Origin of the sequence: Chitinophaga parva (assembly GCF_003071345.1) — a bacterium.
Taxonomy (GTDB): Bacteria; Bacteroidota; Bacteroidia; order Chitinophagales; family Chitinophagaceae; genus Chitinophaga; species Chitinophaga parva.
The window spans coordinates 1,237,436-1,256,204 of sequence record NZ_QCYK01000002.1 but is presented as its reverse complement, the minus strand read 5'-3'; the positions used below and the strand labels follow the sequence as shown (position 1 = coordinate 1,256,204).

The following is an 18,769-nucleotide window of genomic DNA, read 5'->3' as shown; positions in this document are numbered from 1 at the left end:
TGGAACGGTTATATCTGCTCGATTCTTAACAAATATTTAAATCTAAGCTAGGGAATTTTAATAAGTAAACACAACTTTTTAAAAATAAATATTCCCCATCTCCTATCCGAAAGGAAGTTAGTGGTTTGGTTGGGAATTTATATTATAAAATAATATAATCTCCTTACCTCCCCAGACCAGGCCCTATGGCGTTGTTCCCGGGCCTGGTTGGGGAATCACCCCAAAAAAATTCTTCCACTCCGCCAACAATTAGCACTCCCCTCCTGTTATACTTATAAACATAACACCCATACCTGAAACGCTTTTAGCAATAGGTACACAATAGTAACTCTCTTCATGAATACGGGGCAGCTCTTCAGCCGCCCCGTTTTTTTGCAACTTAATTTTATTACCCTATAGGATTTATAGAGTAATAAAAATATCTTTGCTCCCGGAACATCAACTTACCACCGGTTGATCATGCGCCCCGGAAAGGCAGGTACCACCCCTGCTGTGAAAACCGATCCGTATTTATTACTGCAGCTCCTGCCACCACCACGGGAAATGCTTACGCCGTAGGCACCGGTACCACCACGGAAGCACACGCACCACACACATTCAACCTTCATCCTGAAAAGGGAATGCTCTTCCCGCATGGACAATCCTTTATGGATCTGCCAAACGGAACCGCTATGCCTGTTGCACAACCATAAGGCTTGCCCTGGCGTTTGTGGCCTGTAAATTTCGTATAGCCAAGACCGTAATCACGGCACTTTCATCCAGCTGCATCCCTGCCTTCCGTCACCCGCAAAACACTGGTTTTGCGGAACAGGATACCTATTGCCATGAGAGAAAATAAACCGATGATATGAAATCAATCTTACCCTTCTTTGCCGTATCCCTGCTGCTGGCGCCACTGGTCCATGCACAGGTACAAAACGGCACAGTGAGCGGATCCGTGCAGTCCTCCAAAGGAGAGTTGCTGCCCGGTATCAACGTGCGCATCAAGCACGGGACGCAAGGCACCGCTACGGACGCCAACGGCCATTTTTCCCTTGCCGTAAAACCACAGGATACCCTGGTGATCACAGGCCTGGGCTACAACAGCCAGGAGATAGCGGTGAAGAACCAGCGCAACCTGCTGGTACGCCTTAACGACAACACCGCTGCGCTGAACGAAGTGATCGTGGTAGGTTACGGTACTCAAAAGAAGAGCGATCTTACGGGCTCCATCACTTCCATTAATGAAGCGCAGTTTAAAAAGACGCCCACGGTATCGCTGGATAATGGTCTGAAAGGCCGCGCCGCGGGCGTGCAGGTAAGCACTACCTCCGGCCAGCCGGGTGGCGCCACGTCCATCCGCGTGCGGGGCAGCAACTCGGTGAACACCGGCTCTGAGCCCTTGTATGTAATAGACGGGTTTCCCGTGTACAACGATAACAGCGCCGCTGCAGCCGGTGCTACGGTAGGCCCCAAACTCAATGCCCTGGCGCTGATCAACCCGAACGACATTGTATCCATTGAAATATTGAAAGACGCTTCTGCCGCCGCGGTATACGGCGCACGGGGCGCCAACGGCGTGGTCCTGATCACCACCCGCAAAGGCAAAGAAGGCCCTACCCGCTTTGATTTCAATGCATTTTACGGCATACAGCAGGTGCCTAAAAAACTGCCCCTGCTGAATGCGACTGACTTTGCCAACCTGGTGAACGATGCCAACGGCACACAGCTCTACACCCCGGAACAGATCAAATCTTTTGGCGAAGGTACCAACTGGCAGGACCAGATATTCCGCACGGCGCCGGAGCAGAACTACCAGCTTACCGCCGCCGGGGGCGATGCCAAAACAAAATATGCACTCTCCTTCAACTATTTTAACCAGGATGGGATTGTGATCAATTCCAATTTCAAACGCTATGCGACCCGCTTTAACCTGGAGCGCCAGGCTACGTCCCGGCTTAGCTTTGGTACTAACCTGTCCATTGCACGCACGGACGCCAACCAGGCCCTCAGCGCCACTTCCGGCGGGGAAGGCACCCAGGGGGTGATTGAAGAAGCGCTGGCATTTAACCCTATTCTCAAAGTACGCAACCCGGATGGCACCTATGTATTGCAAAGTGACCGGGGCATTCCCATGGGCAATCCTGTGGCTACTGCAAAAGACCTGCTGAACCGCAGCACCACTTACCGCATCCTGGGCAATGTATATGCGAACTTCAAGATCCTGGACGGGCTCGACTTCCGTACCAGCGCAGGCGCGGACGTGATCAATACCAAAGAAAAATATTACGCGCCCCGTACCGTGCTTTCCGGTTACAATGTAAACGGGCAGGCCAGGGTATCCAGTGCCAACAGCACTTCCTGGCTGAATGAAAATACGCTGACCTATCATCACAATTTCAACGATCATGCGCTCACCGTGCTGGGTGGCTTTACCGTTCAAAAGTACAACCGGGAGACCGTGACCACTGCGGCATCCGGCTTTGTGAACGACCTGCAAAAGGCAGACAACCTGGGCGCCGGTGCTATCATTGGCTCGCCGGTCACCAATGTAGACAACTGGCAGCTGGCGTCTTTCATTGGCCGTATTAACTATGCGTTTAAAGACAAATACCTGCTTACACTTACAGAGCGCGTGGATGGTTCTTCCAAGTTTGGTACCAACAACAAGTTTGGTTATTTCCCTTCCGGGTCTGTGGCCTGGAAACTGTCGGAAGAAGACTTCATCAAACAGCTGCACCTCTTCAGCGAACTTAAAATACGCGCCAGCTATGGTAAGATCGGTAACCAGGAAATAGCCAGCTACCAATCACTGGCCGGCCTTTCCAACATGAGCTACGTGATAGGTGACCAGGTGGTGAAAGGCTATGCACCCGGCAATATCCCGAATGGTGACCTGAAGTGGGAGTCCACCGCGCAGGCAGACCTGGGCCTGGATGCCGGTTTCTTTAACGGGCGCCTGAATATAACGGCGGACTGGTACAATAAGAAGACCACAGACATGCTGCTCTTCATCAACGTGCCCTGGAGCACGGGCTTCTCTTCCGCCCTGCAAAACATAGGCAGTGTACAGAACCGGGGCGTGGAGCTGGGCCTGAATGCCGCGGTGATAGACAAGCAATTTAAATGGAACGTGAACCTTAACATCGCGGCCAACCGTAATAAGGTGCTGAGCCTGGGGCCCGTGTCGCAGATCCTTACCGGTGAGATCAATGGATACCTGAAGATCTCCAACCCGGTGGTGGTGCAGGCAGGTCATCCCATCAGTTCCTTCTTTGGTTATGTGAGCGATGGCATTTTCCAGACAGGCGATGCTATTTCACATAGCGCACAACCCACGGCTGTAGCGGGCGACCGCCGGTACAAAGACTTGAATGGCGATGGCAAGATCGATGCAACCGACCGTAAGTTCCTGGGCAATGCAGATCCAAAATTCTTTGGCGGCATGACCCACGATTTCTTCTACAAAGGTTTTGATCTCAGTGCTTCGTTCAACTGGGTGTATGGCAATACCATCCTTAACAGCACCCGCGCGGAACTGGACCTGCCCACCGGCCAGAAAAACAGCTCCGAACGCGTGAAGTACCGCTGGACACCCACAAACCCGAGCAACAGCATTCCCCGCGCAAGCCTGAACCGCTCCTTCCTGTTCTCCAATGCACAACTGGAAAGCGGCTCTTACTTCCGCCTGGGCGTGCTCACCCTGGGTTACAGCCTGCCGGCGCGCTGGTTACAGGCGGCCCGCATCCAGCAACTCCGCGTATATGCGTCTGCGTTAAACCTGTTTACCATCACGCACTACACCGGTTACGATCCGGAGGGTAACCAAACCGGCCAGGGCACCATCCTGCGCGGGGTGGACGCCGATACCTACCCCACGCCTAAAGCATACATGGTAGGCCTGAACCTGAATTTTTAGTGGACCAAAATGAGTAACATGAGAAAGATATTGCTTGGCCTCCTGCTGGCAGCCGGAATGGCATCGTGCAAAAAGTTCCTGGAAGAAAAACCAACTTCCACCATGACAGCGGAAAACTTCTACAAAACAGCGGCCGATGCAGACGCCGCCGTGGTAGGGGCTTACGATGAATTGAACAACCAATCCGAGGTGTACTACCGCGGCATGTACCTGCTGGCAGAACTGCCCACGGATAATGCAGAATGCGGGCAGGGTGTGGCCAATGCCTACATCTTTGCCCTGAAAAATTACACTTACGGGCCGGTAAACGACCGTATAGAAACGCTGTGGACGGGCATTTACAAGGGTATTGCCAATGCCAACGTGGCCATCGACAAAATACCCGGCATCGCCATGGACGCCACTAAAAAGGCAAGACTGATCGCGGAAGCCAAATATATCCGTGCCTTGCTGTATTTTGACCTGGTACGCCTGTTTGGCCCCGTGCCCCTGGTACTGCACCAGGTAACCACCCTGGACAGTGTGAGCCAGCCAAGAGCCGCACAGGAAGCCATTTACAGCCAGATCATCAGCGACCTGAAAGAAGGCGAACAAAACCTGGATGATGTGAGCAGCGCCTCCGGCAATGGCCGCGCCACCCGCGCTGCCGCCAGCGCCCTGCTGAGTAAAGTATACCTTACCCTGCATGACTATGCCAATGCCCGCGCGGAAGCCCGGCTGGTGTTGAACAATGTGCAATATGGCCTGCTGCCCACCTATGCAGACATCTTTGCGCCGGCCAACCGCTTTAACAAAGAAGTGATTTTTGGCATCCAGAACAAAGGCAACACTGGTACGGGCAATGGCTTTGCCATGGCGCTTTTCCTGCCCCGCTCCACCATCCCGCTGGCAGGCGGTGGTACCGTGGGTGGCAACAGTGCAGACGTGCCCACCGTGGAATTTTACAACAGCTTCTTAACGGGTGATCTGCGCAAAGACAAGACCTTCTTTACGCAATATGACGCCGGCGCAGGCCTGGCCACCTTCCGCCCGCACTGGTTCAAATACTTTGATCCGGCTGCTATCACGAACCTGGGTGAAGGTTCACTCAACTTTCCCATTGTGCGTTATGCAGACATCCTGCTGACGTATGCAGAAGCGGAGAATGAGCTGAATGGCCCGTCTGCCACAGCCTTGGACGCCCTTAACCAGGTACGCCGCCGCGCTTATGGCAAGTCCATCACCACACCCGATGCCAGCATAGACATCAGTGGGGTAAGCCAGGCAGGCCTGCGCGATGCGCTGCTGAATGAGCGCCGCTGGGAATTTGGGTTTGAGGACCAGCGCTGGTTTGACCTGAAACGTACCGGCAACCTGCTGACCTTACTGAAAGCAAAGGGACTGGGCATCCAGGATTACGATACCCTCTACCCCATTCCACAACGGGAGCGGGATGTTAACAAACAACTCACCCAGAATGGCGGGTATACTCAATAAAATTTGAGTATTTTCTATGCGGGACATTTTATCATGCTACACAGGTTCCACTCCTGGCCGGCCGCTAAAACCGGCGGCAGCGTTCAATTTCCAATATCAAAAACAAAAACTATAACCGGTATTACATGCAACGTCTTTCTTTCCGCCTGCTGGCCCTCGCCTCCCTCCTGTCTTTACAGGCAGTGGCCCAGCACAAACAGCCCAACATCATCGTGATCTTCTCTGACGACCACGCCTACCAGGCTATCAGCGCTTATGGCAGCAAACTGGCCGTAACACCTAACATAGACCGCATTGCCAGAAGTGGTGCGCTATTCAGCAACGCCCTGGTGACCAACTCTATCTGTGGACCCAGCCGCGCCACCTTGCTCACGGGTAAGTACAGCCATGAAAATGGTTTTAAGGTGAATGAAAGGCAGATCTTCAACCCCAACCAGGAGCAGTTCCAGCAGGTACTGCGCCAGCAGGGCTACCAGACCGCTTGGATCGGTAAATGGCACCTGGGCAGCCTGCCCACCGGCTTTGATTATTTCAATATCCTTAATGGTCAGGGCCAGTATTACAATCCCGATTTCATCAACGCAAAAGATACCGTGCGCCATGAAGGATATGTAACAAACCTGATCACGGACTTTTCTGAACAATGGCTGAACCAGCGCGACACCAGCCGCCCCTTCTTCCTGGTGGTGGGTGAAAAGGCCACGCACCGCGAATGGTTCCCCGACCTGCAGGACCTGGGCGCTTATGATGATAAAGACTTTCCCCTGCCCTCCACCTTCAAGGATGATTACAAGGACCGCGTAGCCGCGCAAAACCAGGACATGACCATTGACAAGACCATGCGCCTGCGCGAGGACCTGAAAGTGCATGTGGACTACGACCAGAAAAAGAGTCCCTACAGCCGCTTTACGCCGGAGCAAAAAGAAAAGTTCAAGGCTTACTATGACAAGGTGAGTGCAGAATTTGACCGCCTGCACCTGGGTGGCGATGCGCTGGTGAAGTGGAAATATGAGCGCTATCTGAAGGATTACCTCTCCACCGCAAAATCACTGGACCGCAATATCGGTAAGCTGCTCGACTACCTGGACGCCCACCATCTCCGTGAAAATACCGTGGTGATCTACGCCTCTGACCAGGGCTTTTACATGGGTGAGCATGGCTGGTTTGACAAGCGTTTCATTTATGAGCAGTCGTTAAAGACCGCTTTCCTGGTGCGCTACCCTGGTGTGGTAAAACCCGGCACCCGGATCAACCAGCTCACCGCAAACATAGACTGGGCGCCTACCTTGCTGGACATTGCACACGCCCCCATCCCGGCAGGCATACAGGGCAGATCATTCCTGCCCCTGCTCAAAGGTGACAAAACCCCCATTCACGATGCGGTATATTACCACTACTACGAGTTCCCGCAACCCCACCATGTGTACCCGCATTTTGGCGTACGCACCCCGGACTATACGCTGGTACATTTTTACGGCGAGGCCAATGCATGGGAGCTGTATGACCTGAAAAAAGATCCGCAGCAGGTACACAACCTGTACAAGGATGCGGCCTATGCTAAAACGGTAACATCCCTGAAAACCAGGCTGGAAGCGCTGATAAAGCAGTATGACGATAAAGACGCCTTGGAAATATTTGAAAGGGAAAAGTAAAAAGAAAGCCCGGCGCAAATTGAAGTGCGCCCCTAAAGTTGAAGTGCCCCCAAAAGTGTTTAGCTTTTTGGGGGCACTTCACAAAATTGTGCCGGGCTTTTTTATGCTTGTGCCATGCTGTTATTTCGGGATGGCAATCGCCTGCCCCGTAGCCACGGGGATACCAAAATCCGGCGTTCCATCTGCTTTCCAGCTGATGCGCTGTGCACGCGGGCTACGCTGTGCGCCACACCCCTGGTCCGTTTCAGGATTGGCGTGGTACAGGATCCAGTCTTCCTTACCGCTGGGCGATTTGAAGAAAGAATTATGACCAGTACCATATGCATGGTTTTCCGGTGATTGTACAAACACCGGCTCCGGTGATTTGGTCCAGGACTTAGGGTCCAGCAGGTTGGCATTCGCATTGGCAGTAAGCATACCCAGTTTATAATCATTGGTCCAGCAACCGCTGGCGGAGTATACCAGGAATAACTTGTTGCCGTGGGCCAGTACTTCCGGGCCTTCATTTACATACACCGGGCGGCTGGGATGGCCCTTGGGATTATTGTCCCAGATGCGCTCCCAGGGCAGTTCCGGGGAGGATACCTTTACCCGCGGGCCTTCAATGGTCCAGGGATTTTTCAACGCGGCGATGTAGATGTTCTGCATTTCAAAATCCTGCTCGCGTTTTTCCCACCCGGACCAGATGATGTACCATTTGCCTTTGTGCTCAAACACGGAACCATCTATAGCCCACTGGTCCGTAGCATCGGCCACTTTACCTTTCATGGTCCAGGTGCCCTGCAAGGGGTCTGCGCTGGCATTCTCCAGCACCCACAGGCGGTGGTGCGCATTGGAACCATCATCCGCCGCAAAGTAGATGTACCATTTCCTGTTAATGAAATGGATCTCCGGCGCCCAGATCTCACGGGAATAGGCACCAGTATCCGGCGGCGTCCACACCACTTTGCTTTCCGCGTTCTTCAGGTCTGCAATACTTTTTGTTTTCCAGATCTTCAGCGTGTGGCCGGTAGTATGCATGTAGTAATAAAAACCATCCTGGTAAATAACCCAGGGATCGGCACCGCCGGGCAGCAGCGGGTTGGTAAACGTTTGTTGCGCACGTACCGCGCAGGCGCCCAGCAGCAACAGGCTAAACAGTAAGAGGCGGCGCATTATTGGGCAGAATTGGCTTTATTAACATCAGTAAATTCGTAGGTAGTGCTGGTGGTGTAAGTTTCACCGGGTTTCAGCACGGTGCTTGGGAAGCCGGGCTGGTTGGGCGAATCCGGGAAGTGCTGTGTTTCCAGCGCCAGGGCGGTGCGGTAATCGTCTTTACCCCCTTTGCCAAAGTTGTTGGCCCCCTTCATGAAGTTGCCGCTGTAAAACTGCAGGCCGGGTTCTTCGGTGAAGATGTTCATTACAATGCCGGTCTTGTCGCCGGTGACGGTAGCGGCCAGGCGGCGGGTATGCGGCTTGTAGTCATTGAGCACAAAATTGTGGTCATAACCTTTACCATTTTTCAGCTGTTCATTGTCTTCGTTGATGCGGGTACCAATGCTGTCGCCCTTCGTGAAGTCGAACGGTGTACCACGCACCACGGCCAGCTTGCCGGTGGGAATGAGGCCGGAATCCACAGGAGTGAAACGGTCTGCATCGATCCAGAGCTTGTGATTCAGGATGGTGCCGCTGCCCATGCCGTTCAGGTTAAAGAAGGCGTGGTTGGTAAGGTTTACCACGGTGGTCTTATCGGTAGTGGCTTCGTAATCTATTTTCAGGCCGTTGGCATCCGTGAGGCTGTAAGTGACCTTCACATGCAGGTTGCCGGGAAAATTCTCTTCCCCGTCTTTGGAAAGATAGGTCAGTTCCAGGGTGGAGTCATTCAGTTTCCTGGCGTCCCAAACTACGGCCTGGTAGCCTTTCTTGCCTCCATGCAGGGTATTAGCCCCATTGTTTGTGTACAGCTGGTAGCGCTTGCCATCGAGGGTAAATTTGCCTTTGGCAATACGGTTGCCGTACCGGCCAATGGTGGCGCCATAATAAGATTCACCGGAATTGATGAAACCATCTATACTGTCAAAGCCGTCTACCACGTTTACCGGGTTGCCGTCTTTGTCAGGTACCACCAGGGCTACCAGGCGGCCACCGTAATTGGTGATGGCAGCTTCCATGCCTTTCGCATTTTTCAGCACATAGAGGTCGGTTTCTTTACCGTCTACTGTCTTTTTAAAAGAGGCCTCCGCCGGCAGCAGGGCTGCGGCTTTGTCCGTGGATACCGCGGTGCTGTCTGCAGGGGTCTCGGACTTCTTGGCATTGTTGTTACAAGCAGTAACCGCCACCAGTAAGAGGGAAGCGGCCAGGATGGGCGTGAGTCTGTTTTTCATAATTTTTATTGAGGACTGTGTGTTACATAAATCTACCGCCGAAATTAGAAAGTGACTTCCTATAAATTAACCGGGAATTTACGGCAACGGCTATACGCTGGTACATGGTTTTGCACTGGTTTCACATTCATAACGTCGGAGCCCTAAAATAAGCGTTTTTTATTAATAAAGGTAATATTTACACTTTCTCACAAATGGCCGCGTTCACAAAACGGCCGTAGTAGTCTTTTTGTTGTACCAGTTTGTAACGGTATTGGCGGAACAGGGCGTCCATATCATTGAGCTGGCGGGCCTGTACCTGGCAGAGGGCGCCAAAGAAGAAATACATGGCCTTTAGCAGGGGGCGCTGCCAGAAGCCCCTGCCCTCCGCCAGTTTAAAATCGGCAAAGAGCCAGTACCCGCCGGGCTTTAAGGCATGGTGCAGCTGGGCAAACAGGGCCGCACCCGCAGCCGGCGGAAAATTATCAAAGAGAAAAGCGGTGAGCACGATATCAAAACTTTCCGGCGCCAGTTGCTGTGTGGCAATGGAATCATTGATGAAGACCACTTCATTTTTACCCACCTGCTTTTTCATAGCCAGGGCGGTCATGTTTGCGGAAATCTCTATGTAGGTGATGTGCAGGCCCTCCGGCACCCGGGCGCTCATGGCTTCCAGGATCCACCCGCTACCGCCGCCCACGATAAGCACCCGGTGCCCGGGGTGCAACACGCTTAACAAGGACCACTGTGCACGGCGGAGCGCCCCGCCAAAGATGAGGAGCGAGAGCCGGTCGTAGAAGGAGGCAACCTTATCATAGTTGTTAGGCGCGGCAGGCATGCGGTAAATATAAGCATTTCAGCCGCTTGGGTCAGCGGGCTTCCTGCTGTTGCTGCTCAATGGCCTGCAACAGCTCCTGGCGGCGGCTTTCAAAGATCTCTGCCGTGATCACGCCTTTTTCTTTTAACGCCTGCAGGTTGCTCAGTTCCTGGAATAGCTCCGACTTGCTTTCGGCTATCACCGGCGGGTTGCCATTGAACACAATGCCATATACCAGGCCGCAAATGGCCAGGGCCAGGGTGAGGTAGCAACCAATGCTGAATGATACCGGCAGGTCCTGCCGCTTCACCAACACGTAACCCATAAAGGCAAGGGTGATGGCCAGGATACCGGCGTAATCCCAGTACCATATTTTCAGGCGGAATACATCGCGGCAGAGACCGAGGATACACAACACCGGGATACCGTACAGCAGGTAACTGGTGTAATCGCGGTGGGTGCTGCCAGCGGCTTGCGCCATTTCCTGTAGGTTACTGACGTAGCGGGGTATCTGGAAGGCGCTGGCATCAAAGAAAAGGACGTTCACCCATGGGAGGAAGAAGGAGACCATCAGGCCGATGGTAAAGAGGAGGGTGAGTTTGAAGTAGCGATGCATAATGTGGGGAATTGCGGGGGCAATATACGGTTTTTGCAACACGCGCACGCCTCCTCACACCTTAATGATAATACCCCGCTTATAAAGCAGTAACATCATCATCCACACCAGCCCTACAAATGCCATGGCTGCCAGCACTGATGCCAGTTCCGGCGCACACACCGCCGCCAGCGCGGCATACACAATATGCAGCCCCCGCGCATGCCCTATCACGATCATATTCACAAACTTTGGCAGCACCTCTGCTACTACGTAAGCAAAAATGGCATTGGTACCAAACACCAGCAAGGGCCAAAACCGGCGCCCATACTGTCTTACATCAAAATACCAGAACGAGATGCCCAGGCAGCTCATACAAATACCGCCTGTATACAGCACGTAGGCACTGCTCCACAATGGCTTATTGATAGGAAAAATAAAATCTGCCAAAAGGCCACCGGCCGTCAGCAACAGGCCGGTACGCAGTAACTGTGCTGTTTTTGCCGTGGGATCGCTGGTCTGTTTTAAAATGTTGCCGGCTTCAATGCCCAGCAGGGCCGTTGCTATGGCGGGCAATGTGCTTAGGAGGCCGCAGGGGTCCGTATAAGCCCATTGATAGAGATGACCAGCGCCAAACAAGGTATGGTCTACGTAAGCAACGATGTTGTGTTGCGGATCAAAAAGATCAACGCCTTTGCCCGGGAATGGAAGCCAGAACAACAAATAATACCCTGCCAGCAAGCCCCATGATACCAGGCGCAATTGCCTTGCTTCCAGTTTAAGGAATAAAAAAGTGGCGATAAAATATACCAGGGCAATGCGCTGTAACACGCCAGGGAAGCGCAGATGCGCGGGATCGAAATGATACACCAGGTTTATGCCCCAGCCGATGGCGATCAATGTAAGCATGCGGCGCAGGGCTTTCAGGAGCATACCGGGCGATTGTCTCTTCTTGCCCAATGCAAATACAATGGATACCCCTGCCATGAAAATAAAGCCCGGGAAGATCACATCCGTGGGCGTGCAGCCATTCCACTCAGCGTGTGTGAGCGGATGGTACACGTGGTCGCCATCGCCGGGGGTGTTTACCAATATCATGGCAGCGATCGTAAAACCTCTTAACAGGTCCAAAGACTGTAGGCGCGCGGCTTTCCCTGCCGGCTGCGCAGCGGCACTTGATTGATCTGGCATTTGTTTTTTCTAAGATTCCTGGTACAATATACAGTTATTTTATTATTTTCGTGTACGTACACGTTCTATTTACTTTGCTGTAGATTAACCAGCATTTTTCAACCAATCTTCCACCCTCAAAAACTGCATTTCATGAAAAATCTCCTCGTGCTTGCACTGGCTTGTGCAAGCTTAATGGCCTGTAAAAAAGACGCTACCAGCGGAAAGACCGGCGGTAATTCCACGAATACACAACCCCGCGCTGTAACGCTCAACTTTTCCGGCTACACCTGGACGGTGACCAGCAGCGGTACCGGCACACAGGGCCCCGGCCCCAATCACTTCAATTCCAGCAACGCCTGGGTAGACAGCAACGGCTTCCTCCATCTGAAGCTGGCCAAGAACACGACCACCGGTAACTGGGAATGCGCGGAAGTAACCCTCAACCAAAACCTGGGCTACGGCAAGTACCAGTGGAAAGTGGAAGGCGCCATTGACCAGTTAGACAAGAACGTGGTATTTGGCATGTTCAATTACTCCGGCAATGATGGCTATGATGAAATGGATATTGAATACTCCCGCTGGGGACGTGCCAATAACAACAACCTTGATTTTACCCTCTACCCTGCCACCGGCAGCTCTCAGAGCAGTGTAGAGACCACCGCCCTTATTTCCCTCACCGGCACTTACACTACGCACCGCATCACCCGGCACAGTAACTCATCTGTAGACTTCCAGAGCATTGCTGGCTTCTACGATGACAATACCAATGTGTATGCGGCCAAGACTTGGAATAACCCGCCAAACTCCATCAGCACCCTGAGTATGCCCGTGCTGATGAACCTCTGGCTGTTCAACGGCGTGGCGCCTTCTAACGGGCAAAACGTGGAGATCATCATCCACGAGTTCAAGTTCACGCCCCAGTAACACAAGCATCCGGCGCTGGTTAATCGAAAAAAAACGGGAAGCAATTCCCGTTTTTTTTTCATTTTTGCCAGATCAGTAGTGTGTTTCCCCAGGCCGGCGCCCACCCAAAACGCTCTCCTGGATATTTTTAATACCAATAGCATGAGAAAAAAAGCGCCGGAATTGACAGGTGTAAAAGAAATAGCCAGGCGGGCAAACGTGTCTATCGGCACGGTAGACCGCGTGATCCACAACCGAAAAGGGGTGTCTGAGCAAACCAGGAAAAAGATCAATGCCATCATCGAAGAGCTGGGCTACACCCCCAATACCATGGCCAGCCTCCTGGCCAAGAAAAAGGTGGTCACCCTGGCGGTGCTGATCCCCAAAGCCTCCCCGCAAACGGATTACTGGACCTACCCGCTGGACGGCATCAACGTAGCCCACGCGGAAGTAAAACAATTCGGCATCCAGCTGGATCTGCATTTTTACGACCTGAATGTAAAGGCCAGCTTCCGCAAGGAAGCGGAGAAACTGCTGCAAACCAAGCCAGACGGGCTTATCCTGGCTCCCAGTTTCGTGGATGAATCACTGGAGTTCATCTCCAAGGTAAAAGCATCCGGCATTCCCATGGTGTTCATCAACGCTGATATCCCGCACCAGGAGCCGCTCAGCTACATTGGGCCGGACCTGTTTCAAAGCGGCAAGCTGGCAGCGCAACTGATCAGTTTTATGCTGGGCCCGCAGGATGAAATGCTGGTAGTGAATATGTCTACCGCACTGGAAAACGACCACCACCTGCGCAGGAAGGAACTGGGCTTCCGCCGCTACTTTGAAGAACACGCCATTTTCAATAAGATCACCACCCTCGATATTAAGAACACAGCGGCCGATGCGCTGGAAAGCACGCTGCTGCGCCATTTCCCGAAGCAGCACCACATCCGCGCCGTATTTGTGACCAACTCCCGCGTAAGTCAGGTAGCGCAGATCATCAACAAGCACAACCTGGATGTGCTGCTGGTAGGATACGATTTCCTCAAAGAGAACATCCGCTGCCTTTCCAACAACACGGTACATTTCCTCATCTGCCAGCGGCCCAAGGAGCAGGGCTACCTTGCAGTAATGACGCTTTACCGCCATCTCTTTAACACCGGCACCGTTGAACCAACGGTGTACATGCCCATCGACATCATTACCCGCGAAAACTTCATCTTCTATAAAGCATAAAAGCCGGCATTCCGCCGGCTTTTATGGTAAAGGTATTTATTCTCAGTAACCGTTATTCTGTTGCAGCACTGCATCCTTATTCAGGTCTATTTCTGATTGCGGGATGGGTAATAACAGGTTATGGTCTGAAATGCCAGTGATCTTCAGGCCACGTCCCTGTACCCTTTTCACCAGTGTCCCGGTACGCATCAGTGTCATCCGGCGGTTCTCTTCCCCTACCAGTTCCCGCACCCGCTCATCCAGGATAAAGTCCATATTCATCTGCGCGGCCGCTACCTGTGGTGCATGCGCCCTGGTACGCAGCACGTTGACAGTAGCGGCGGCACCGGCTGCATTGCCTTGTTGTACCTGCGCTTCGGCTTTCAGCAGGTAGGTTTCGCCCAGGCGCATGATGATGATGTCTTTGATCGCTACGCCACCAAATGTATTGGCAGGATCAAACTCATCCCACTTATTGGTCTTGGGCACAATGTTGCGGTTTGTATCAATGCCGGGGCCCGTTACCAGCTTACCGTAATTAGCATTTGACGGATCGTTGTAGTAATAATTGCGGCGCAGGCTGTATTGTGAGTTGCGCATATCATTATCATCATACAGCTTCAGTACAAAATAAGTGAGCGCCATGCGACTGATACCGCGGCCACCCAGTGTATCGCAAAGCAACATGCCCGGCGTGTTGTAATAACGGCTGCCCCATACCCGGCGATGCTGCAGGCCCAGGAAGCGGTAACCGGGAAACTTGTCGTTAAGATCCGGCCCAGATCCATTGGGTACCAGCGCACTGTTCTCCGTTTCCTGTACCCAGATCGCTTCATGGTTACCCTGGCTCCTGCGTTGATTACCGTAGAAGAACATGTCGGAAAAAGGGTCTCCGGGCTGGCTGGCATGAATGCCGTAGCGCGTGGTGGTGAGCGAAAAATCACCGCTGTTGATCACCGCATCCGCCGCCTTTTCTGCATCTGCAGGGCGCCCCACGCGCAGGAATACTTCTGCCAGCAGCTGGGAGGCCATGGCGCGATGCGGGGTAGATGGCGTTTTCAAATTTTCAATGCCTGGCAGGTGGTCCTGCGCATACGTGAGGTCTGCAATAATAAGATCATTCACTTTCGCAATGGGTGTGCGCGTAAAGTCTGTCTTCGGCGCCGTAAGGGGTTCCGTGAGCAAGGGCACATCGCCAAACAAAGTGGCCAGGTAATTATATCCTAATGCGCGGTAGAACATGGCCTGCCCTTTTACACGGCTGCGGAAACCATCACTCACCTGAATGGCAGGATTATCAATATTTGCCATCACCAGGTTGGCATTGTTCACCAGGTTGTAAGCCCACTTCCACACAAAGGCCGCGGAGCCATCCTGGGAGGTTAGTTTTTCATAATTGGTGTAAGGGATGGACATTGGATCCAGGTCGTCCGGGGCCTTGTTGTATGCCACGTCTGTGCCCATCTGCCACACGCAAAGGAAACCCTGGTTGCCATTGGGATCTTCTTCCATGGTGTTCCAGAGATTGTACTGGCTCTGCAGGCCAATGATGCTGGCTTCAAACGCCAGCGAATCGTTGAGTGCTTCCGGGGTGAATTTGGAATACACACTTTCCTTTAAAAAATCTTTTTTACACGCCGGCAGCAAGAACAACGCCGCTGCTATGACCGTGAAAATACAGGTGTACTTTTTCATATTAACGAAGTGTGATGTTAGCGCCTAAAATAAATGAACGTACCAGTGGGTAGTTGCCTTCCGTATCGCCGGAAGTGCCATAGCCGGCTTCAGGGTCCCAGCCTTTCCATTTGGTAAAGGTGACCAGGTTGCGGCCGGTTACATACAGCGTCAGTGCCGCAATGCCGATCTTATTTGCTATAGCGGAAGGCATGGTATAACTCAGCGTGGCATCTTTAATGCGGGTATAGCTGGCGTTTGACACGTAACCGTAGTTGAGGTAATTCACGTACGTGAGTTTGGGACGGGTAGCGCTTTTGTTGGCTTCCGTCCAGTAACCAATGCCGGTGGGCAGGTTCATACGGCCGCCAAAATCGCGGAAGTTGATCAGGTCATTGTTTTGCATAATGCCCTGGGCCGTTTGGATGAACACGTTCAGGTGGAAATTTTTATAGTGCCAGGTAGAGGTAAGGCCACCGGTCCATTTGGGAATAGTCTGGCCCAGGATCATGCGGTCATTGGCGTCGATGCTGCCACTGTGGTCTTTGTCTTCAAACTTCAGGTCGCCGGGAGTGGCTGTGGGGTCCTGTTTAGAAGGGTCCTCCCCCGTTTGCCAAACGCCCGTCATCCTGTAATCATACACTACGTTCACCGGGTGACCAATGAAGAAACGGTTGCCGATATCATCTTTCTTATCGCCATACAGGTCTACGATCTTATTCTGGTTGGTCGCAAAACTGAAACTGGTTTCCCAGCGGAAATCTTTGGTAATGATGTTCTGCGTGCGCAGGGTGATCTCCAGGCCTTTATTGGCCACCTTACCAATGTTGGACACTACGTTCAGGTAACCGGTAGCAGCGGGCAACGTGCGGTACAGCACCAGGTCCCTGGTGCGTGTATCATAGCCCTCTATGCTACCGCCTATGCGCTCATTAAAAAGAGAGAAATCAATGCCCACGTTAGCACCGTACGTGCTTTCCCATTTCAGGTCTCCATTGCCTAATACATCGGCCAGCACACCGGTTACCGGCTTACCACCGGAAGGCATAGTGGTGGTGGTGAATGTAGTGATGGTGGAGTTGGGAGACACCGCGCTCTGGTTGCCGGACAGGCCGTAGGAGGCGCGCAGCTTCAGGTTGTTCACCGCTTTCACGTCTTTCATGAATGGCTCATTGGAGATATTCCAGGCAGCCGCCAGGGAAGGGAACAGGCCGTACTTATTGGTATTGGCACCAAAGGCAGAATACCCATCACGTCTGGCGGTGGCAGTAAGGAGATAGCGGCTGTCATACCCATAGTTCACGCGCAGCATCTGCGATACGATGGTAGATGTGATGGCCGATGAAGAAGCGGAGAAGGTAGTAGCACCCTGCACATCATTAAACTTGAGGGCATCGTTGATAAACCCTTTTGCAGTGACGGAAGCGCTGAACATGGTATTCTTCTGGGCGCTGTACAAACCAGTAAGCTCAAGGCGGTGTTTCTGCCAGGTCTTTTCATAGCCCACGATGTTTTCCACGATCCATTTTTTGGTTTCGCCGTTGGAGATGTTGGCCGTTCCACCAGCAATGTCACCGGAGGGCCGGCCGGCATAGCTTTGGAAGAGGGTGGGTACATCAGTGTAGCCTGCATTGATACGGTATTTGAGACCCGTGATGGGGCGCACTTCGGCGTATACATTGGTGATGATATTCTGGCGCCGGTCGTTGCGCGTAGTGGTGAGGCCCAACATGGGACTTTTAAATGCCTCTTCCTGTTCCATCGGGAAAATGGTGTAGGAGCCGTCTGCATTCTGGTAACGGCCCCAGGGGCTCACTTCCATGGCTTGCTGCAGGTTCACCCGGCCACCGTCGGAGTTATTATTCACGTACAGCAGGTTCACGCCGGCAGAAAGCCAGGAAGTGATGTTTGCATCCAGATTGGTGCGGATGCTGGCACGCTTGTTCTGGTAACCTTTGAGAATACCTTTCTCACTGAAATACTCACCGGATACATAATATTTTACATCCGCACTACCACCACCGATGCTCAGGTTGTGGTCCTGAATAAAACCCTGCTGCGATATTTTACTAAGCCAGTCTGTACTTTTGCCCGCGGCATAATTTTCCTGTTCGTACTGGTTGGGCACAGCAAAATCGTTGGTCACGCCGGCCTGCTGTTTCCAGTCCGCATACTTCTGCGCATATTCCGCTCCATTCATCGGATCCACTTTGTGCGCAAATCCTTCAATACCGGCATAGGTGCTCAGGGAAATAGAAGCTTTGCCGGTTTTACCGTGTTTGGTGGTGATGAGGATCACCCCGTTGGCCCCGCGGGTACCGTAGATAGCCACCGCCGACACATCTTTGAGGATGTCGATGGAGGCAATGTCATTTGCATTCACATCGTTCAGGGAAATATTTTCATAAGGCACTCCATCCATCACGATCAGGGGATCTGTGCGGCCGTTAATGGTATTCACACCGCGGATGAGCACCCCGGGCGATGCACCGGGCACATTGGTACCGGTGGTGACGTTTACCCCCGCCACAGCGCCTTCCATGGCACTGAGCACATTGGCCACGGGGATCTGGGCCAGGCGTTCTTTGGGCACAGACGATACGGAGCCGGTTACGTCGGAGCGCTTGGCGGTGCCATAGCCCACCACCACTACTTCATTGAGGGCCTTATTGATCACTTTGAGTTTTACCAGCAAGGGAGATGTACTGCCGGTGGCTAGTTCCACCGGTACAAAATTCACGGCGCTCACCTGCAGGGTGCCGCCGGCGTCCATATTTATCTTAAAGGCACCGTTTACATCCGTTACAGTGCCGCGGGTGCTGCCTTTTACCCGCACGGTGGCGCCTATTACCGGCTGGTCATTACTTACATCCAGTACCTTACCGCTCACCAGGCGGGATTGGGCCAGGGCGGCCGGTGCGGATAGAAAAACCATAAAGAAGGAACATACACCATACAGGAGCGCGCAGCGCAATAAGCTGACAATCGGAGGTCGTTGTTTTCGCATAATAGTGGATTTGATGTTTGGAAAAATGG

At 52.8% G+C, this 18,769-nt stretch carries 12 protein-coding genes; 5 read left to right on the top strand and 7 right to left on the bottom strand.

What is annotated here, in order from left to right; all coding sequences use genetic code 11:
- The first annotated feature begins 847 nt into the window (after positions 1 to 847).
- The 3 genes from DCC81_RS15465 to DCC81_RS15455 all read left to right on the top strand — a co-directional run bounded on the left by DCC81_RS15465 (position 848) and on the right by DCC81_RS15455 (position 7,026).
- Entirely contained in the window at positions 848 to 3,898 is a 3,051-nt protein-coding gene (locus tag DCC81_RS15465; RefSeq protein ID WP_108687505.1) for a SusC/RagA family TonB-linked outer membrane protein, read from the top strand.
- An 18-nt stretch (positions 3,899 to 3,916) separates the two neighbouring features.
- Positions 3,917 to 5,374, top strand: a complete 1,458-nt coding sequence (locus DCC81_RS15460) for a RagB/SusD family nutrient uptake outer membrane protein (protein WP_108687504.1) — start codon at positions 3,917 to 3,919, stop codon at positions 5,372 to 5,374.
- Positions 5,375 to 5,499: 125 nt separating this feature from the next.
- The gene (locus tag DCC81_RS15455) at positions 5,500 to 7,026 is read left to right on the top strand and encodes a sulfatase family protein (RefSeq protein ID WP_108687503.1); all 1,527 of its coding nucleotides are present in this window, start codon (positions 5,500 to 5,502) and stop codon (positions 7,024 to 7,026) included.
- 120 nt (positions 7,027 to 7,146) lie between these two features.
- On the opposite strand, the gene DCC81_RS15450 is transcribed toward DCC81_RS15455, so the two are convergent.
- From DCC81_RS15450 to DCC81_RS15430, 5 genes are all read right to left on the bottom strand, one after another.
- On the bottom strand, positions 7,147 to 8,181 hold the full coding sequence (locus tag DCC81_RS15450; RefSeq protein ID WP_108687502.1) for a glycoside hydrolase family 43 protein: 1,035 nt from the start codon (positions 8,179 to 8,181) through the stop codon (positions 7,147 to 7,149).
- Positions 8,181 to 9,389, bottom strand: coding sequence for an aldose epimerase family protein (locus DCC81_RS15445; protein WP_108687501.1), 1,209 nt, complete (start codon positions 9,387 to 9,389; stop codon positions 8,181 to 8,183). The genes DCC81_RS15450 and DCC81_RS15445 overlap by 1 nt, the downstream gene beginning before the upstream one ends.
- A 178-nt stretch (positions 9,390 to 9,567) precedes the next feature.
- Positions 9,568 to 10,206 (bottom strand): class I SAM-dependent methyltransferase, encoded by a 639-nt coding sequence (locus DCC81_RS15440; protein ID WP_108687500.1) that lies wholly within the window; start codon positions 10,204 to 10,206, stop codon positions 9,568 to 9,570.
- Positions 10,207 to 10,237: 31 nt separating this feature from the next.
- Positions 10,238 to 10,801, bottom strand: a complete 564-nt coding sequence (locus DCC81_RS15435; protein ID WP_133177677.1) for a hypothetical protein — start codon at positions 10,799 to 10,801, stop codon at positions 10,238 to 10,240.
- A gap of 54 nt (positions 10,802 to 10,855) precedes the next feature.
- Positions 10,856 to 11,971 carry an acyltransferase family protein gene (locus tag DCC81_RS15430; RefSeq protein ID WP_108687498.1) on the bottom strand — a complete coding sequence of 372 codons (1,116 nt, stop codon included), beginning with the start codon at positions 11,969 to 11,971 and terminating at the stop codon, positions 10,856 to 10,858.
- A gap of 132 nt (positions 11,972 to 12,103) precedes the next feature.
- Here DCC81_RS15430 and DCC81_RS15425 point away from each other — a divergent pair, with 132 nt between their 5' ends.
- The gene (locus tag DCC81_RS15425) at positions 12,104 to 12,877 is read left to right on the top strand and encodes a glycoside hydrolase family 16 protein (protein WP_108687497.1); all 774 of its coding nucleotides are present in this window, start codon (positions 12,104 to 12,106) and stop codon (positions 12,875 to 12,877) included.
- A 141-nt stretch (positions 12,878 to 13,018) separates the two neighbouring features.
- Complete coding sequence (locus tag DCC81_RS15420) at positions 13,019 to 14,080, top strand: LacI family DNA-binding transcriptional regulator (RefSeq protein WP_108687496.1); 1,062 nt, start codon at positions 13,019 to 13,021, stop codon at positions 14,078 to 14,080.
- A 42-nt stretch (positions 14,081 to 14,122) separates the two neighbouring features.
- Here DCC81_RS15420 and DCC81_RS15415 read toward each other — a convergent pair whose 3' ends face one another.
- Positions 14,123 to 15,754 (bottom strand): RagB/SusD family nutrient uptake outer membrane protein, encoded by a 1,632-nt coding sequence (locus DCC81_RS15415; RefSeq protein WP_108687495.1) that lies wholly within the window; start codon positions 15,752 to 15,754, stop codon positions 14,123 to 14,125.
- 1 nt (position 15,755) lies between these two features.
- Positions 15,756 to 18,668 carry a SusC/RagA family TonB-linked outer membrane protein gene (locus tag DCC81_RS15410; protein WP_165806604.1) on the bottom strand — a complete coding sequence of 971 codons (2,913 nt, stop codon included), beginning with the start codon at positions 18,666 to 18,668 and terminating at the stop codon, positions 15,756 to 15,758.
- Positions 18,669 to 18,769 lie beyond the last annotated feature (101 nt).

Coding starts and splice junctions, on each gene's coding strand:
- DCC81_RS15465 (WP_108687505.1), top strand. CDS start 848: ATGAAATCAATCTTACCCTTCTTTGCCGTATCCCTGCTGCTGGCGCCA.
- DCC81_RS15460 (WP_108687504.1), top strand. CDS start 3,917: ATGAGAAAGATATTGCTTGGCCTCCTGCTGGCAGCCGGAATGGCATCG.
- DCC81_RS15455 (WP_108687503.1), top strand. CDS start 5,500: ATGCAACGTCTTTCTTTCCGCCTGCTGGCCCTCGCCTCCCTCCTGTCT.
- DCC81_RS15450 (WP_108687502.1), bottom strand. CDS start 8,181: ATGCGCCGCCTCTTACTGTTTAGCCTGTTGCTGCTGGGCGCCTGCGCG.
- DCC81_RS15445 (WP_108687501.1), bottom strand. CDS start 9,389: ATGAAAAACAGACTCACGCCCATCCTGGCCGCTTCCCTCTTACTGGTG.
- DCC81_RS15440 (WP_108687500.1), bottom strand. CDS start 10,206: ATGCCTGCCGCGCCTAACAACTATGATAAGGTTGCCTCCTTCTACGAC.
- DCC81_RS15435 (WP_133177677.1), bottom strand. CDS start 10,801: ATGCATCGCTACTTCAAACTCACCCTCCTCTTTACCATCGGCCTGATG.
- DCC81_RS15430 (WP_108687498.1), bottom strand. CDS start 11,971: ATGCCAGATCAATCAAGTGCCGCTGCGCAGCCGGCAGGGAAAGCCGCG.
- DCC81_RS15425 (WP_108687497.1), top strand. CDS start 12,104: ATGAAAAATCTCCTCGTGCTTGCACTGGCTTGTGCAAGCTTAATGGCC.
- DCC81_RS15420 (WP_108687496.1), top strand. CDS start 13,019: ATGAGAAAAAAAGCGCCGGAATTGACAGGTGTAAAAGAAATAGCCAGG.
- DCC81_RS15415 (WP_108687495.1), bottom strand. CDS start 15,754: ATGAAAAAGTACACCTGTATTTTCACGGTCATAGCAGCGGCGTTGTTC.
- DCC81_RS15410 (WP_165806604.1), bottom strand. CDS start 18,668: ATGGTTTTTCTATCCGCACCGGCCGCCCTGGCCCAATCCCGCCTGGTG.